General features: G+C 33.6%; 17 protein-coding genes. 12 read left to right on the top strand and 5 right to left on the bottom strand.

Annotated features, from left to right (window positions below):
• Positions 1 to 50: 50 nt before the first annotated feature.
• Genes QL232_RS22605 through QL232_RS22615 form a run of 3 tightly spaced genes read right to left on the bottom strand, consistent with a single transcriptional unit; the run spans position 51 to position 2,298 of the window.
• Positions 51 to 719 (bottom strand): potassium channel family protein, encoded by a 669-nt coding sequence (locus QL232_RS22605; RefSeq protein WP_168881308.1) that lies wholly within the window; start codon positions 717 to 719, stop codon positions 51 to 53.
• Positions 716 to 1,297 carry an ACP phosphodiesterase gene (locus QL232_RS22610; protein WP_281615869.1) on the bottom strand — a complete coding sequence of 194 codons (582 nt, stop codon included), beginning with the start codon at positions 1,295 to 1,297 and terminating at the stop codon, positions 716 to 718. Before QL232_RS22610 ends, QL232_RS22605 begins: the two co-directional genes overlap by 4 nt.
• The gene (locus tag QL232_RS22615; RefSeq protein WP_168881306.1) at positions 1,294 to 2,298 is read right to left on the bottom strand and encodes a WYL domain-containing protein; all 1,005 of its coding nucleotides are present in this window, start codon (positions 2,296 to 2,298) and stop codon (positions 1,294 to 1,296) included. The genes QL232_RS22610 and QL232_RS22615 overlap by 4 nt, the downstream gene beginning before the upstream one ends.
• Positions 2,299 to 2,533: 235 nt before the next feature.
• Between QL232_RS22615 and QL232_RS22620 the strand changes: the two genes are divergently transcribed.
• From QL232_RS22620 to QL232_RS22660, 9 genes are all read left to right on the top strand, one after another.
• On the top strand, positions 2,534 to 3,532 hold the full coding sequence (locus QL232_RS22620) for a radical SAM/SPASM domain-containing protein (RefSeq protein ID WP_281615870.1): 999 nt from the start codon (positions 2,534 to 2,536) through the stop codon (positions 3,530 to 3,532).
• 26 nt (positions 3,533 to 3,558) lie between these two features.
• On the top strand, positions 3,559 to 4,455 hold the full coding sequence (locus QL232_RS22625) for a hypothetical protein (RefSeq protein ID WP_281615871.1): 897 nt from the start codon (positions 3,559 to 3,561) through the stop codon (positions 4,453 to 4,455).
• 261 nt (positions 4,456 to 4,716) lie between these two features.
• Positions 4,717 to 6,210, top strand: a complete 1,494-nt coding sequence (gene crtI, locus QL232_RS22630) for a phytoene desaturase family protein (protein ID WP_281615872.1) — start codon at positions 4,717 to 4,719, stop codon at positions 6,208 to 6,210.
• Between the two features lie 23 nt (positions 6,211 to 6,233).
• Entirely contained in the window at positions 6,234 to 7,070 is an 837-nt protein-coding gene (locus QL232_RS22635) for a phytoene/squalene synthase family protein (protein WP_281615873.1), read from the top strand.
• Positions 7,071 to 7,073: 3 nt separating this feature from the next.
• Complete coding sequence (gene idi, locus QL232_RS22640; protein ID WP_281615874.1) at positions 7,074 to 7,604, top strand: isopentenyl-diphosphate Delta-isomerase; 531 nt, start codon at positions 7,074 to 7,076, stop codon at positions 7,602 to 7,604.
• Positions 7,605 to 7,610: 6 nt separating this feature from the next.
• Complete coding sequence (crtD, locus tag QL232_RS22645; protein WP_281615875.1) at positions 7,611 to 9,059, top strand: 1-hydroxycarotenoid 3,4-desaturase CrtD; 1,449 nt, start codon at positions 7,611 to 7,613, stop codon at positions 9,057 to 9,059.
• Positions 9,052 to 9,726: a carotenoid biosynthesis protein gene (locus QL232_RS22650; RefSeq protein WP_281615876.1), complete on the top strand. Its 675-nt coding sequence runs from the start codon at positions 9,052 to 9,054 to the stop codon at positions 9,724 to 9,726. The genes crtD and QL232_RS22650 overlap by 8 nt, the downstream gene beginning before the upstream one ends.
• Positions 9,727 to 9,730: 4 nt before the next feature.
• The gene (locus QL232_RS22655) at positions 9,731 to 10,231 is read left to right on the top strand and encodes a sterol desaturase family protein (RefSeq protein WP_168881298.1); all 501 of its coding nucleotides are present in this window, start codon (positions 9,731 to 9,733) and stop codon (positions 10,229 to 10,231) included.
• The gene (locus tag QL232_RS22660; RefSeq protein WP_281615877.1) at positions 10,215 to 10,877 is read left to right on the top strand and encodes a lycopene cyclase domain-containing protein; all 663 of its coding nucleotides are present in this window, start codon (positions 10,215 to 10,217) and stop codon (positions 10,875 to 10,877) included. Before QL232_RS22655 ends, QL232_RS22660 begins: the two co-directional genes overlap by 17 nt.
• Here QL232_RS22660 and QL232_RS22665 read toward each other — a convergent pair.
• Both QL232_RS22665 and QL232_RS22670 read right to left on the bottom strand, forming a co-directional pair.
• Complete coding sequence (locus QL232_RS22665) at positions 10,874 to 12,181, bottom strand: TRAP transporter large permease subunit (RefSeq protein ID WP_281615878.1); 1,308 nt, start codon at positions 12,179 to 12,181, stop codon at positions 10,874 to 10,876. The genes QL232_RS22660 and QL232_RS22665 overlap by 4 nt on opposite strands.
• Positions 12,178 to 12,660 (bottom strand): TRAP transporter small permease subunit, encoded by a 483-nt coding sequence (locus QL232_RS22670; RefSeq protein WP_168881295.1) that lies wholly within the window; start codon positions 12,658 to 12,660, stop codon positions 12,178 to 12,180. Before QL232_RS22670 ends, QL232_RS22665 begins: the two co-directional genes overlap by 4 nt.
• 267 nt (positions 12,661 to 12,927) lie before the next feature.
• Between QL232_RS22670 and QL232_RS22675 the strand changes: the two genes are divergently transcribed.
• The 3 genes from QL232_RS22675 to QL232_RS22685 all read left to right on the top strand — a co-directional run bounded on the left by QL232_RS22675 (position 12,928) and on the right by QL232_RS22685 (position 17,645).
• Entirely contained in the window at positions 12,928 to 13,656 is a 729-nt protein-coding gene (locus tag QL232_RS22675; protein WP_168881294.1) for an isoprenyl transferase, read from the top strand.
• A gap of 88 nt (positions 13,657 to 13,744) precedes the next feature.
• Positions 13,745 to 16,246 (top strand): outer membrane protein assembly factor BamA, encoded by a 2,502-nt coding sequence (gene bamA, locus QL232_RS22680; protein ID WP_168881293.1) that lies wholly within the window; start codon positions 13,745 to 13,747, stop codon positions 16,244 to 16,246.
• A 256-nt stretch (positions 16,247 to 16,502) separates the two neighbouring features.
• Complete coding sequence (locus QL232_RS22685) at positions 16,503 to 17,645, top strand: acyl-CoA dehydrogenase (protein WP_281615879.1); 1,143 nt, start codon at positions 16,503 to 16,505, stop codon at positions 17,643 to 17,645.
• The last annotated feature ends 54 nt before the right edge of the window (positions 17,646 to 17,699 follow it).

A 17,699-nucleotide genomic window follows, 5' to 3' on the forward strand; every position in this document is an offset into this window, starting at 1 on the left:
GAGTCTAGTTTTTTTTAAGATACTAAATTATGTTTTTGTACAGCAATTGCTTATTGTTTTGAATGTTCTTGCTGGTATTTTCCAACTAACAGTGCCATTAATATAGCCATATAAAACTGACCAACCATAGCAAATATTACAGAAAATGCTTTTACCTCATCAGAGGCCGGTGTAATGTCGCCGTAACCAACAGTAGTTAAAGTTACAAAACTAAAATAGATCAGGTCCGAAATACTTACAGTAGTTGTAAAAGCATGGTTATTTAATAAGATATCTAATACTTTAAATAAGATAAATGCAATTACTCCAATCTGAACATACCCCGCGATAGCCCCGAGAATGGTGTTCATGTTTACTTTTTTCGCATTCCATACTTCAATTAATAGAATTCTTAAGAAGAAAATAAAGTAGACTAACATCAATACCCAAGAGATTACACTTATATTTTCATTTTCTGTGCCAACTGCTGCACCTCTTCCAGAAATAATTACTAATGAAACAAAAGAAAACACTTTTGTGTATACACTATTTTTTCTGATGAAATTAAAGATGGCTAAAATTAGAACAAATAATGAAATGTCAGTGAGTTGCTGATCTAAACCAAATGCTTGGAATATGATTGGTACCCAGAGTACTAAAAAATAGGCAATCAATAAAAGGATGTACCTAAAATCTTGAAACCAATCAAATAATTTTCTATTGAGAATAAATTTTATCAAAGCTTGACGTTAGAAGTGAAATCAATAAGTTGAGGGAAAAAGTCCTCAAAACATTCTTCGTAATAAAAATAGTCTTTTTTTAGCCAATTCACAGCATTCCCAATAGGAGATCTGAAATTAATTCTTCTTTCCATACCTCCAAAGACTTTTGTTAACCCTTCATCGTGTTGATAAGCGTTGAGCCAGTCGTATTGCTTAAGAAATGGATATATATTCATTGCTTTGTCTGGAGTCCATGAGGACTGCCAGTAGGGAAGGTCGTAAAAATGATTAGCGAAATCTTGCAGTCCTACATTCTTATGGAAGTGATCCCATTTCTTTGCTAAAAAATGATCATAAAAAATATCAACCACGACTAAAGCATACCTTCCTGCCATAGGTTGTAATTTTACTTTCATTTTTTGTGTGACATGATGATGATCAGTAAACTCATCAATTCGACGGTGTAATTGAACTCCTCTAGCTACTTTTTGCGGTAAATAGTTAAAGTCTCGTCCTTTTACGAAGTCACCAATGAAGTTACCGAACATTTCTTCGTCATCATGACGGGATAAATATATGTGTGCAAGGTAGTTCAATATACTAACGCTAATTTTTTAATTTCTTCACCAATCTTCTTTCTTAAACTAAAAGGAGATAATACTTCTACTTGATTTCCCCAACCTAAAATAATAGCTCTAAGTTCAGGGTTATCGATCAACTTCAATGAAATTTCTATAGATGATTCATCTTCGTAAATGATTTTTTGAGAATCATGAATAGGCGTGGTCTTAATATAGTTGGCGGCTATATTGCTAAACCTTAATCTTATGTTCTGAGGAACACCTTTTATGGTGACCCCGATACAATGTTTAAAGTAGATGTCTCGATCAAAATCAACTTGGTGTGAATGTAGAAAGACAGCATTCTTATTTTCTTCTACCGATGCAATTCTATCAATAGCTAGAGTCCTTATGCCTTGTCTATTATCAGCATAACCTGTGATATACCATAGTCCTTTATACTCTTTAATTAAATAAGGGTGAAAGGTATATTTATCTACGGTAAGGCTATCAAATTTTTGATATTCAATATCAATCACTTGATGATTTTTTGCCGCATTAATTAATGCTGAAAATACTTTGCTGCCTTTTGAATAAATAGATTTCTCTAATTGAATAAAACTTTCGAAATTTTCCTTGGTGTCATTTTTAAACTTCTTGGTAATTTCTAATCCATCAAGAACTTTATCTACAGCATTTGAAAAATTACCAAATACCGGTAAATCTTTAAATTCAACTAAGAAAGTCTCAACAAAATTAAGAGCATCCATGTGCTCAGAAGTTAGACTAACACCTAGGAGTTTATAATCTGGGTTTTTATAATAATAACCATCTTCTCTCTTGGAATAAGCAATAGGAGCATCAAATTCATAACGTAATGCTTGTAGATCTTTTTCGATAGTAGATGGGGAGTTAACACCAAATTCTTCAGAACATCTTTCCAATAACTCCATCTTTGATGGATAAGGTTTTTGCTTATTTCGAATGCATTTATCGATTAATAAATAGCGTAAAAAAGATAGTTTACTACTTTTCATTCAGTGATTGATTTCTCGAGTATTTTATATTGATGTTTAAAGACATCTTTATTTTGATCAATTTCAAAAGCAGGGCAATTCATTATTATAATAGTTGTGATTGTGTGTCAATCATTTATCATTTTTTTGGATATTCCTGTTTATATAAAGTTATCAAGAAAATTTTTATTTGTCGTTTATTCAATGAATTTTTGAGAAAAGTATATGTATTCAAAGTTTTGAATGCACAATTTTTATGAAGTATCACCTCACTATAAAAAAACTATGGAATGCCTTTTTGGTGTATTTGAGTTTCTATTTATCTAAGATAAGTAGAAAGCCAATACATTATGGAGATCCTATTAGTTTGTCTATTGAACCGACTACTTCTTGTAATTTAAGATGCCCTGAATGTCCAAGTGGATTGCGTTCGTTTACTCGTCCAACAGGAATGATAGAGAAGGATACTTTTCAAAAAATTATAGGAGAACTAAAAGATACTTTAATCTACCTCACTTTTTATTTTCAAGGAGAGCCATACCTACATCCCAAATTTTTAGAGATGGTAAAGTATGCACATCAGTCCAATATTTTTACCTCAACATCAACCAATGCTCATTATCTTAATGAAAAGGTAGCAAGAAATACGGTGAACTCAGGATTAGATCGTTTGATTATATCATTGGATGGAACCACTCAAGAAGTTTACGAACAATATAGAGTTGGAGGAAAACTTGAAAAAGTATTGAGTGGAGTAGAAAATATAGTGAAGGCCAAGAATGAATTAAACTCAAAAACACCTGAAGTCGTTTTTCAATTTTTGGTGGTGAAACCCAACGAGCATCAAATAGAGGAGGCAAAAGAATTATCCAAAAAGATGAATGTTGATAAAATTGTCTTTAAAACTGCTCAGATATATGATTATGAGAACGGGTCACCTTTAATACCAACAAACGAAAAATATGCTAGGTATAAAGAATATTCCGACGGTAAGTTTCGTTTCAAAGGTAAACTAGAGCGTAATTGTTGGAGATTATGGAACTCTGCAGTAATAACTTGGGATGGCAAAGTAGCTCCATGTTGTTTTGATAAAGATGCTAAATACGTTCTTGGTAGCCTGAAAAATGATTATATTGGCTTTAAGTCAATATGGAAAAATGCCGCATACCTATCATTTAGAAAACAACTTCTAAAAGGAAGAGAAAATATAGATATCTGTAAAAACTGTACAGAAGGTATAAAAATATTTAACTAAACAATTCTATTGAAAACAAAATAGCCGTGAGAAGTAAAGTACAATATATATTCTTTTTTGTCGCAGTCATCCTATTACTTCCAAATGTACTTATGGCACAGACTGTCATGATAAGTTATGAATCATTGATTCAAGAAAGGATAATTTGGGGTGGTGTCGTTTCTATCTTAGTTGTTTTAGTGATCTTTCTTGAAATAGTTAGAAGGAAGCAAAGAAAAATCAGCAAGCAATCTTACTTAGCTCAGAAAGAAAAAATCACTTTTTTAGAAGCTAAGGTTAGGGATATAGAACAACAGAAAACAAAGCCATCAAGAGTGAATAAACCTAAGTTTGAAGAAGAGGTGGAAAGTCTTGTAGGCGGAAGTATTCAACCCACAAAACAAGAAGTACTTTCTGAGATAGAAGTTGAGGAATTTACCTCATCAAGAATGAAAGGTGTACATGGAGATTCCCTAAAAGTCGTGGAAAATGATGATGTTGGAGAATTAACGATCATGTCAACTCATAATCTAGGGAAATCTAAGCTGATCAATCCAAAAGAGTTTATTGAAAATACCCTTGAAGAAGTGAAGCCTACCTTACCTGAAAACGTTTCGGTAGCTGTTCAAATAGGAGGAGCGCCAATGATCAATATCAATCAGAATGTTTTTGAAAAAGCGATTAATGCATTAATTAGATGTTCTGCAAATACGATAGAAGGTAATGGTAAAATCACTGTATCATTGTATGCCTCTATGGGAGAAGCTCAAGTTTCTATATCTGACAACGGAAAAGGTTGGGGATATGATGGGCAAGATACGGATGATTTAAAAACTCTAGATCTAGCAAAAAAGATATTGAAATCACAAGGGGCAACCTTTGATATGAATACACAACTTGGAAAAGGTACAGAGATAGTAATATCTATTCCAAATAAGAAATAACATAAAAGACAATGCAAGGAACCACATACTTTATTAGTGTGTGGTTTTTTTGTGTGCGCATTACTATGATGTTCATATATTAAAATTTTATAATTTCATATAAAATAGTTTTCATTCTAATAATTTAAATCATTTATTTTAAGTAACTTATATTGTTTATGTTTTGCCATGCAGACATTAAACAAAACAATTTTTTAATCCATCTGTTTATACAGTTAGTTAATAATTTTAGTATTAAATTTTAAACAAATTCGATCAATAATGGCTTCAATTGGAATAATTGGTTCAGGTTTCTCCGGATTGTCAGCTGCTATTACATTGGCTGATCAAGGACATGAAGTACATGTCTACGAAAAAAATGAAATGGCAGGAGGGAGAGCAAGAACATGGACAAAAGAAGGATTTACCTTTGATTTAGGGCCATCATGGTATTGGATGCCCGATGTTTTTGAAAACTTTTTTAAGTCTTTTGGGAAAGACGTTAATGACTACTACAAACTTGACCGATTATCACCTTCCTACAGAATTTATTGGTCTGAATCTGATTATACTGATATTCCATCTGATATTGATGAATTAGGAAATCTATTTGAATCATGGGAGCCTGGTTCAAAAAAATACCTAATGAAATTTATAGAAGAAGCTGAGATAAAATATAGAATTGGCATGGACGACTTTGTTCATCGACCTTCATATTCTTTTATGGATTTTGCAGAATGGCAGGTAATCAAAAATGTACCTAGATTACATCTCATCAATAACTTTGCTTCTTATATCCGAAAGTATTTTAAAAATGAAAAGATTCTAAAGATTCTTGAATTTCCAGTATTATTCTTAGGGGACGTAGCTAAAAGAACACCCGCACTCTACAGCTTAATGAATTATGCTGATTTAAAGTTAGGGACATGGTATCCTCAGGGAGGCTTTGGAAAAGTGATTGAAGGTTTTGAGAAACTAGCCATTGAAAAAGGAGTAATATTCCATTTCGATTCACCTGTTGAAAAAATTAATTGTGAAGGTAGAGTCATTACTACTGTAATGATAAATGACAAGGAAGTGATACATGATCAATGGATCGCCTCTTGTGATTACCATCACTTTGAACAGAAATTATTACCAGAAACGCACAGAAATTATACTGAAGATTATTGGGAGAAACGAAAAATGGCTCCAAGTTGTTTATTATATTATGTTGGGTTGGATCGAAAGATTCCAAACATTCACCATCATAATTTATATTTCGATACTCCTTTTGATCCACATGCTTCAGAAATATACGATAACCCTGCATGGCCAAAAGATCCTTTGTTCTATATCTGTGCACCAAGTCAAACAGACAATAGTATAGCTCCTGAAGGCATGGAGAATTTAATGTTACTCATTCCAGTAGCACCAGGCCTTGAAGATTCAGAAGAAATAAGAGAGAAGTATTTTGATATTTTAGTCGAAAGAGTAAAAAAGTCTACTGGAGTAGATATTTCAAAACATCTTGTCGTAAAAAGATCTTTTGCCTACACTGATTTTGTAAAAGAATACAATGCTTTTAAAGGAAATGCATACGGACTATCAAATGTTCTTACCCAAACTGCTTTCCTTAAGCCTTCGATAAAACTTAAACATCTTGATAATGTAATGATGACTGGCCAGTTGACAGTACCAGGTCCAGGAGTTCCTCCATCAATTATATCAGGACAATTAGTAGCAAAAGAAACATTAAAGAAATTACCAAAAATCCAAGTAAACGTCAACGCTTAATTACCATCTCAGACAAATACACTATGAAACAGATTTATGATCATCTCGCTTATGACTTATCAAAAGAAATAACATTAAAATACACAACATCTTTTGCGATAGGAATTCGTTTTTTAGCACCCAAACTTAGAAATCCTATTTATGCCATTTATGGTTTTGTAAGAGTTGCTGATGAAATAGTAGATTCTTTCCACGGTTTCAATAAAGAAGAACTACTTGACGATTTTGAAAGAGATTGCTACAAGGCAATTGATGATGGTATTAGTACCAACCCAGTATTGCAGTGTTTCCAAGAAGTGGTAACGAAGTATGGGATTGAGAGAGAATTAATTACTTTATTTATTCGTAGCATGCGAATGGATTTAGGTAAGAAGAAATATACAGAGCAAGAATACAAAGATTACATTTTAGGTTCTGCCGAAGTGGTGGGGTTGATGTGTTTAAGAGTATTTTTAGAAGGTGATGAAGAAGAATATCAAAGATTGAAACCTTCTGCTATGGCACTTGGCTCAGCATTCCAGAAAATTAACTTCTTAAGGGATTTAAAAGCGGATGTTAGGGACTTAGGAAGAGTGTATTTTCCAAACATTGATATTTCTACTTGGAATGATGAAGTCAAAAAACAAGTAGAAGCTGATATTCAAAAGGATTTTGATCATGGCTTTGAAGGGATCAAACAATTACCAAAACAAGCAAGGTTTGGAGTTTATCTAGCTTATATATATTATACTCGTCTATTTAAGAAAGTGAAAAATACTCCTGCACATGTTATTCTCGAGCAAAGGTTGAGAATTCCTGACCCTAAGAAGTATGCTTTGTTTTTCCAATCTTATGTTAGACACCAAGTAAATATTTTATAGATTATGCAAGAACCTCAAGTAATATTGGTTGATCAATACGATCAAGAAATCGGTACCATGGGTAAATTGCAAGCTCATGTTGAAGGTAAGCTTCATAGAGCATTCTCTATTTTTCTGTTTAATGAGAATGGTGATTTAATTTTACAACAAAGAGCATTGTCTAAATACCATTCGGGTGGGCTTTGGACCAATACATGTTGTAGTCATCCTGCTCCTGGAGAGTTTATAGAAGATGCAGTTCAAAGGCGATTACAGGAAGAGTTAGGTATTAATGCACCTGTAGATAGAGTAGGAGAAGTTTTATACAAGGCGAAATTTGGGAATGGGCTTACAGAACATGAATATGACTATGTGTTTGTAGGTCAGTATTCTGGTAGCTTTGCTCCAAATGCAGAAGAAGTGGAACAATTAAAGTTCATTTCTATTAATGATTTAGAAAAATGGTTAGAAGATCAGCCTGAGGATTTTACTGCATGGTTTCCTCTGTGTTTAGATATTGTAAAAAGAAATTTAGAAACTAAAGCTATCGCATAATTATATATGAAAAAAGCGATTATTATAGGTGCAGGTATTGGTGGTGTTTCAGCTGCTTTAAGGATAAATAAACTAGGCTATAAGGTAACAGTTTTAGAAGGGACAGATAATGTAGGAGGAAAACTTAAAGATTTTAATCTAGGAGGTTATCGTTTTGATCGAGGTCCTTCTTTATTCACATTACCACATCTTGTTGAAGAGCTTTTTTCATTATACCATAAGAAAACAGAAGATTATTTTACATACATTTCACATGATGTAGCAACAAAATATTTCTTTGCTGATGGGGCTACTTTTACAGGTTACACAGATACACAAAAGTTTTCTGATGAGGTAAAAGAAATTTGGGGTGTTGATATTGAAGATGTTATGCATCAGATTATTGATGATTACAAAAAAACATCACCAATCTTTCTTGAAAGTGGTTTGAATAAAGTATCAGACCTTTTTAATAAAGAAGTACTTGCAGCATTACCCGTTCTTACTCGATTAGGTTGGTTTGAATCATTACATGAGTTCAATAAAAAATATTTTAAGAACGATCAGCTTGTTCAACTTTTTGATCGTTATGCTACCTATAATGGATCTAATCCTTATCATACTCCATCAATAATGAGAGTAATTAGTGCCTTAGAACACTCTGATGGAGTGTTTTTTCCTAAAAAAGGAATGAGGTCAATCATTACATCACTCATAAAATTGGCTGAAGAAGAAGGAGTTGAGTTTATTACTAATCAAAAAGTTAAAAAAATACAGACGAAAGCGAATACGATTGTCTCTGTCGAAACTGATGACAAAACGTATAATGCTGACCTTTTTGTAAGTAATGCTGATGTAAACTTCTTTCTACCTCAAGTGGTAAAAAAAGAAATTAAGATACCAACATCAAAAGAGTTGTCATCTTCTGCTTTGGTGTTTTATTGGGGAGTAAAAAAGAAATTTGAATCTTTAGACTTGCATAATATCTTTTTCTCAAAAGATTATAAAAAGGAGTTTCAACAATTATTTGATGATTTAAAAATTCCTGAGGACCCTACTATTTATGTACACATCAGTAGTAAGGTGAATAAAGAAGATGCACCTGAAGGTTGTGAAAACTGGTTTGTGATGATCAATGTGCCTGCTCAACCAGAGCTATTTTCTGATGAAATTGTAAAGAAGATTGAGGCGAAGGTAATCCAAATACTATCAAAGCATTTAAAAGTAGCGTTAAGTGAATTGATAGAAGAATCTTCTTTTTGGAGCCCTAGTGGTATAGAAAAAGATACCATGAGTTGGAAAGGTGCACTCTATGGGCTGAATAGTAACAAATTAACCCATGCACTGTATCGTCAAAGAAACAAATCCAACGATTTTAAGAACCTATATTTTGTAGGAGGAAGTGTTCATCCAGGGGGAGGAATACCATTATGTTTAAATAGTTCTAAAATTGTAGAAGGCCTAATTAATGAATGATTTAACTACACAAATAAACTCACAGTTTAGAAAACTGACCAACTTAGCCAAAAGTAAAATACTACTTACCATTTTTTATACCGTAGGAGCTGTAGTTGCTTTTACTCCTTTGAACCGGTTGTTATTACCATTCACACCTTTTCTTTTATTTTCGTCATTTGTGATATTATTATCCTTTGAAGAAAAGAAAAACTCAGTGTTTGCTATATGGTTGCTCTTCACCTATTGTAGTAGTTTTTTTATAGAATGGCATGGAGTGCACTTCGGTGTTTTGTTTGGTGATTATATTTACCTTAACAACCTAGGTTTTAAAATTGATGGTGTTCCATTTCTAATACCAATAAATTGGATCATTTTAGCGATAGCAGGGGTAGAATTATCGAAGACAACACTAAAGAAACTTCCTCTCTTTTTTCAAGTAATATTAAGCAGTTTAATTGTTGTAATGCTTGATGTACTTATTGAAATTGTATGTGAACCTCTAGGGTTTTGGCAATGGGATAATGGAATGCCGCCATTTAAAAATTATTTTAGTTGGTGGTTCTTTATGTGTATTTTCATCTACCTAAAATTAAAATTCTTAGACTCAAAGAATCCACTTTCTATATATTTATTTATCCTTTTTTTTGGTTATTTTTTCTTTCAAGTAATAGCATCACTACTTTAATTTTATGGAAACTCTAATTAGTATATTGATCGTATTATCCACTTTCTTAGTAATGGAATTTGTTGCCTGGGCTACACATAAGTATGTTATGCATGGTTTCTTGTGGTATTTCCATCAAGATCATCACGAACCGCACGATCATTTCTTTGAAAAGAATGATTTCTTCTTTTTAATTTTTGCTATTCCATCTTGGTTGGGAATTATGTTGGGTATGATGTATAACCAATACACATTTGTATGGATTGGAGCTGGTATAGCACTTTATGGTTTATGTTATTTTCTCACACACGATGTTTTAATTCATAGAAGATTTAAGTGGTTTGATAATACGAATAATAGATATTTCAGAGCAATTCGTAAAGCACATAAAGTACACCATAAGAATATGGGTAAATACGATAGTGAGTGTTTCGGAATGTTAATTGTACCAATGAAATATTGGCATCAGGCTAAAAAAACAAACAATAAGAAAGTAAGACAACATAAAAATGCCGGAACAATTTAATCTATATCTAATTTTAAATGTGATTGCTATTGCAGGTCCATTCTTATTAAGCTTTGACAAAAAAGTGGCTTTTTATAAGAAGTGGCCAAAGTTATTGGTGGCATTATCTTTTCTGTGGGCTATCTATATTCCATGGGACATCTTTTTTGCATTTACATTAGAATGGGGTTTTAACTCTGATTATCTAGTAGGTTTCGAATTTTTACATCTTCCATTAGAGGAGTGGATGTTTTTTATCATCATCCCATATTGTTATCTCTTTATCTACGAATGTGTAAAATCATACTTTCCGAAGACGAAAGAGAAAACTATTCTTCCCTACTATTTTTTTATAGGGGTAGCACTATCGCAGGTATATTATGGAGGCATTTACTCTTATATAAACCTGTTAGTAGTATTATTGGCTTTTATGTTGGTGAGAAGTAAACTTAATATGGCCTTTTGGTGGTCATACTTATTGACTTTGCTTCCATTTTTGATTTTCAATGGAATATTAACAGGTTCAATCACTGAGGATCCAATAGTCTGGTATAATTCAGCGGCATTTTCAGATGTGAGAATAGGTACCATTCCTTCTGAAGATTTTATATATCTATTAGGAATGATGCTTTTATGTTTTAAAGGATGGACTTGGAAAGAAGATTAATCTAGAAATTCAGGAAGCCATGTAACTATTTGTGGAAACTGAATGATAACAGAAATCAATACTATTTGTATTACAATATACGGTATAATGCCCTTGTAGATGTGAGATGTTTTCACAGATTCAGGGGCAACTCCTTTTAAATAGAATAATGAAAAACCAAATGGGGGAGTTAAAAATGATGTCTGTAGATTTAGAGAAACTAATATTGCAATCCATAGTAAGTTCATATCATAATGCATAAAGATAGGTGTAACTACAGGCATGAATATGAAGATGATTTCAATAAAATCGATAAAGAAACCTGCTATAAAGATTCCTATCATTACAATTGCAAGAAACATATAAGGAGATAGGTCTGCATTCTGAATAAGTTCTACAAGAAAGTCATCACCACCCATACCTCTAAATACCAATCCAAAAGCAGTAGCTCCAACTAAAATCATGAAAACCATACTACTTAAATTGCCACTTTCATAAGCCGCAGTTTTTATATTTTCCCAAGTTAATTTTCCTTCAAGCTTGGTTAATAATGTTGCACATAGTGCTCCAATACCTGCTGCTTCAGTAGGACTTGCTATTCCCAGAAAAATTGACCCTAATACAGCAACAATAAGTATGAATGGAAGAAGGAAAGTTCTGAATAATAATCTAAAACTTAATTCTTTCTGATATGTAATAATCTCTGCTTCCGAGAAGTGTGGTACTTTATCTGGATATATTACCGCATAAACATATACAAATAAAATATACAAGATTACTAAACTAACACCCGGGATAACAGCTGCTATAAATAGGTCGCCAATCGAGATATTCATCACACTGCCCATAAGTATTAACACGATACTTGGAGGTATGATTTGACCTAAGGTGCCTGATGCTGCTATGATGCCTGTAGCATATTCTTTTGAGTATCCTCTATTCAACATGGCAGGTAAGCTCATTAGTCCCATAGTAACAACTGTGGCACCAACGATACCTGTTGATGCTGCCAGCATTGCTCCAACGATGGCTACAGAAATCGCTAAACCTCCTCGTATTCGCCCTAACAGTATTGCCATTGTGTTTAATAAACGGCTGGCGATACCTGATTTCTCTAACATTACCCCCATATAAATAAATAGAGGAACAGAAATCAGTATTTGGCTACTCATTGTACCATATATTCTTAATGGTAATAAATAGAATAGGTCGATACCAAATGCAAAATACCCAAATATGATAGATACTCCTGCTAAAGTAAATGCCACTGGGAAACCTAAAAGTAAGGCTGCAAACAGACAGAGAAATAATAAAAGAATAATCATGGAGTAGAAGTGTAGTCTTTTAGTGTTTGAAGTTTAGAGAGTAAATGTGAAATGCCTTGAAGTAACAACAATATAAAACTGATTGGAATACAAGATTTGATGATAAACCTAAAAGGTAAACCGCCTGGATCTGTAGATTTTTCCATTATGGTATAGGCATTAATTACGTAAGGAATACTAGCATCTATAACCAATATGCAGAAAGGTGTTAGAAAAAAAAGAACACCAAAAATATCAATAAGAGCTTGGTTTTTGGGTGAGAACTGATTGTAAATCGCATCGACTCTAACGTGTTTATTAAGTCTTAAAGTATTGGGTGCATTTAGTAAAAAAATGCAACCAAAGATATGCCATTCAAGTTCTGATATACCTGCCGTTGAAAAGTTGAATAAATACCTGCCTCCAACGTCAAAGCATACAAGAGCAATCAAAAAGATCGTTAATAATGATGCTGCTTGTCCTATTGTTTTATTTAACAAATTAATTTTTTGAGAAAGCGTGTTCATAAATGAAACAATGAAATTATCTTATTACGTTGATAATCTGAGTTTAAAAAATGCGACTCTTTGAAAAAAGTTTCAATTGTATGAAGTAAAATTACATGACTTTCCGAAAATAGTAATAAATGTTTCAACTTTTGACTCTATTTTGGTTGTTATCCGCTGTATTTATCTTTAATTTCGCCGTTCAGTAGCATTATTTTTTATCTACTAATCATTAAATTGTTCTAGAAGGGTTTTTATACCATGAGTGTAAATAAAGATAAAGCCAACTTACCTAAACACATTGCCATCATTATGGATGGTAACGGTAGATGGGCGAAAGGAAAAGGAGCTAAACGAATTTTTGGTCATAGGAATGCAATTCAAGCAGTTCGTGATGCAACTGAAGGTTGTGCCGAGTTAGGTATAGACTATCTTACTTTGTATGCTTTTTCAACTGAAAATTGGGATAGACCCAAAGCAGAAGTAATTGCTTTGATGCAATTGCTGGTTTCCACTATTAGGTCGGAAACAAAAACCCTTACAAAAAATAACGTTAGGCTTCAGGCAATCGGTAATATTGATAAATTACCAAAAGATTGTCAGAAAGAATTGCAAGAAGCAATACAACTAACTAAAGATAATACGGGTCTAACATTAGTGTTGGCCCTAAGCTATAGTGGAAGATGGGACTTAACTCAAGCTACTCAGCGTATGTCTGAAGCATACAAAAGTGGTGAAATATCTGAGATTAAGGAAGATACCATTAAGAGTTACCTTTCTACTGCAAATATGCCAGATCCTGAACTCCTCATCAGAACTAGTGGCGAACAAAGAATTAGTAATTTCCTTTTATGGGAAATTGCCTACACAGAATTATATTTTACGAAAGTACTTTGGCCTGATTTCAGAAAAGAAGTGCTACACGAAGCAATAGATGCGTTCCAAGGAAGAGAACGCAGATATGGCAAAACAAGTGAGCAGTTATCATAATTGATTAAAAGGAATCAGCAAGTAAAAACTATTAAGGCATCTAGCAAGACGCATGATATCAACTAAAAAAACAGTGCTAAGGCTGTTTATGTTCATCTCAATTTGGACATTCGCAATTACAACATCTTATGCTCAATTTGGTACCAATTATGGGTCCCAAAGTAATAAGTATAACGTAGATTATGGTACTCCTGTAGAGTATACAATCGCGGGTATTGATGTGGTTGGAGCTGACTTCAACGACAAAAATGCATTAATCAACATCGCTGGATTTAAAGTTGGTGAAAAAATCAAGATTCCTGGAGATGGAATTAGTAAAGCCGTTAAGAAACTTTGGAAACTGGGTATCGTTGGTGATGTTCAAATTAATATCACAGAGATTCAAGGAAGTGATATCTATTTACAGATTGCCTTGAAAGAACGTCCTAAACTTTCAAAATTCTATTTTGAAGGAATTAAGAAAGGACAAGCCAAGACACTTACTGATAAAGTACAATTAGTTAGAGGTAGAATCGTAACAGAATCAATGATACGTAATACCCAAAATGTGATCAAAGACCACTATGCTGAAAAAGGTTTCAGAAATACTGAAGTTAAAATCGTAAAAGAAAAAGACCCAGTATTAGCTAACAGTGTTGTTTTACGAATTGACGTAAACAAAAAGCAGAAGGTTAAGATTGAAGAAATTAATCTTGTAGGTGTTGAAAAACTTACTGAGAAAAAAGTTAAGCGTAAGTTAAAGAAGACGAAAGAGAAGCGTTTTGGTAGAATCTTCACTCCATCAAAATTTATTGATGAAGAATACAAAAACGACAAAAAGAGTTTAGTCGAATATTATAACGAAGAAGGTTATAGAGATGCAGAAATTTTAAGAGATTCTGTTTATGATGTTGCTGAAAGTATGGTTAGCATCGATATGGATATCTACGAAGGTCAGCAGTATTTCTACAGAAATATCACTTGGTCTGGTAACTATAAGTACTCTGATGAGCAATTAGCAAGAGTATTAGGTATCACAAAGGGCGATGTTTACAATACAACAGAATTAAATAAGCGTTTATCATTCAACCCTAATGGTGCCGATATCTCTGCATTATATATGGATGATGGTTATTTATTCTTTAGTGTTACTCCAACAGAAGTACTTGTAACAGGTGACTCTGTGGATATTGAAATGAGAATCTTTGAAGGTGAGCAAGCTTATGTCTCAAAGATTATCGTTAATGGTAACACAAAAACTTCAGACCACGTAATTTACAGAGAGGTAAGAACCTTGCCAGGGCAGAAGTTCTCAAGAGCGGATTTAATTAGAACGCAACGTGAACTTTCTACACTAGGTTACTTTGACCCTGAGACAATCGATATTCAACCTAAACCTAATATGTCTAATGGTACTGTGGATATCCAATATGGATTAACAGAAAAGGCAAATGACCAGATCGAACTTTCTGGTGGTTGGGGTGGTTACTATGGTTTCGTAGGTACAGTAGGTCTAGTATTTAACAACTTCTCATTAAGAAATGTAGGTGATTTCTCTAAGTGGCGTCCTTTACCAGCAGGTGATGGTCAACGTTTACAACTTAGAGTTCAGGCGTCAGGTATTCAATATCAGACATACTCTATTTCATTTACAGAACCTTGGTTAGGTGGTCGTAAGCCAAACTCATTAACGGTGAGTTATAACTACTCAAACCAGAACTCATATAGTGGTGATGTAAAAATCGGTAGTTTAGGTATTAACGCAGCTACTGTAGCATTAGGTAGACGTTTACAATGGCCTGATGACTGGTTTACAATGAGTAACTCGTTATCGTTCCTAGTGTATGATTTGAATAACTGGTATGCAACAGGATTTGGTGATTACAACAATGGTAAATCATATAACCTGACATTCAATACTACAATTTCAAGGAACTCAATTGATGCACCTACCTATCCACGTAGAGGTTCTCAAGTATCATTAAGTATTAGTTTAACTCCTCCTTACTCATTATTGACAGATAAGGATTATTCTGACCCTAATATTACCGATGAAGAGCGTTACAAGTGGGTGGAATACAATAAGTGGATGTTTGATAATGCATGGTACCAGGCAATTATTGGTGACTTAGTATTAGCAGCTAGAGCACATATTGGTTTCTTAGCAGCCTACAATCAAGATAAAGGCCTAGGGCCATTTGAAAGATTCATTATGGGTGGTGATGGTCTGACGCAACAATACGCACTATTAGGTACTGAGACAATTGGTTTGAGAGGTTACGAAAACAACTCAATTGTACCTTACGAAACAGAAGGTCTAGGTGGTGTTGTTTACAACAAATACGTAATGGAACTTCGTTATCCAGTTTCACTTAACCCAGCTGCAACTATTTATCTACTTGGTTTCATGGAAGGCGGTAATAACTGGGCATCACTTGATGAGTTTAACCCATTTGACATGTATAAGTCAGCTGGTTTTGGTGCTAGAATCTTCATGCCTGCATTTGGTATGTTAGGTATTGACTGGGCATATGGTTTCGATGCCCCTCCTGGTCAAAGAGATATTAGTGGTAGCCAATTCCACTTTACAATTGGTCAACAGTTAAGATAATTCGTATAAATTATTTATACTTTAAAATATCAGATCGATAAAATATCATTTTGATCTTTAGAGAAAAGCCTTTGTGATTTCATCATAAAGGCTTTTTTTATGCAGAATATTATTGTATTTCACTCCTAAACAATCTCTTATCTCATTTTGTAATAATAAATGAGAAAATATTCATTTTTATTCTGAATTGTCCTTTCAATTTTTATATTTGATAAAACATTCACAATAAACACACCTAAAATACCAATTTCAACACATGAATTTTGAACTAACAGAAGAGCAGTTAGCAGTAAAAGATGCTGCTCGTGATTTTACACAAAACGAATTATTACCAGGTGTCATAGAAAGAGATACCGAACAACGATTCCCTGCTCAACAAGTAAGACAAATGGGCGAACTTGGCTTTATGTCAATGATGGTAGATCCCAAGTATGGGGGAGGCGGTATGGATACTGTTTCCTACGTTGTTGCTATGGAAGAGATTTCCAAAATAGATGCTTCTGCTTCAGTAGCAATGTCAGTCAACAATTCTTTGGTATGTTGGGGGCTAGAAAAGTTCGGTACTGAAGAACAAAAACAGAAATATTTAACGAAGCTGGCAAGTGGAGAAGCGATAGGAGCCTTCTGTTTGTCAGAACCAGAAGCAGGAAGTGATGCTACTTCTCAAACTACAGAGGCAATAGATATGGGTGACCATTATTTATTAAATGGTACAAAGAATTGGATTACTAACGGTAATTCTGCTTCTATATATCTAGTAATCGCTCAGACTGACCGTTCAAAAGGACATAAAGGTATTAACTGTCTTATTGTCGAAAAGGGAATGGATGGCTTTGTGGTAGGTAAAAAAGAAGATAAATTAGGTATTAGAGGATCAGATACTCATATGTTGAGTTTTACAGATGTAAAAGTACCTAAGGAAAATAGAGTAGGCGAAGATGGCTTTGGTTTTAAATTCGCTATGGGTACTTTGAATGGAGGTAGAATAGGTATTGCTGCACAAGCATTAGGAATTGCAGCAGGTGCTTATGAACTAGCTTTGAAGTACTCTAAAGAAAGAAAAACATTTGGTAAGCCTATCTGTGAGCATCAAGCGATTGCATTCAAGTTAGCTGATATGGCTACAAAAATTGAAGCAGCTCGCATGCTAGTATATAAAGCAGCTTGGCTTAAAGATCAAGGACAAGATTTTTCTGAGGCATCTGCAATGGCAAAATTATATGCTTCCGAAGTAGCTATGGATGTAACTGTAGAAGCTGTTCAAATACATGGTGGTTACGGTTATGTAAAAGAGTACCATGTAGAACGTTTGATGAGAGACGCGAAAATCACACAGATATATGAAGGTACATCTGAGATTCAGAAGATTGTTATCTCAAGAAGTGTATTAAAAGATTAAGTAAGAGGCAATCAAAAAAGGCGATGATTAGAATTAATCATCGCCTTTTTTATA

The sequence above is a fragment of the Flammeovirga sp. SubArs3 genome (assembly GCF_947387565.1).
GTDB classification, from domain to species: domain Bacteria; phylum Bacteroidota; class Bacteroidia; order Cytophagales; family Flammeovirgaceae; genus Flammeovirga; species Flammeovirga agarivorans.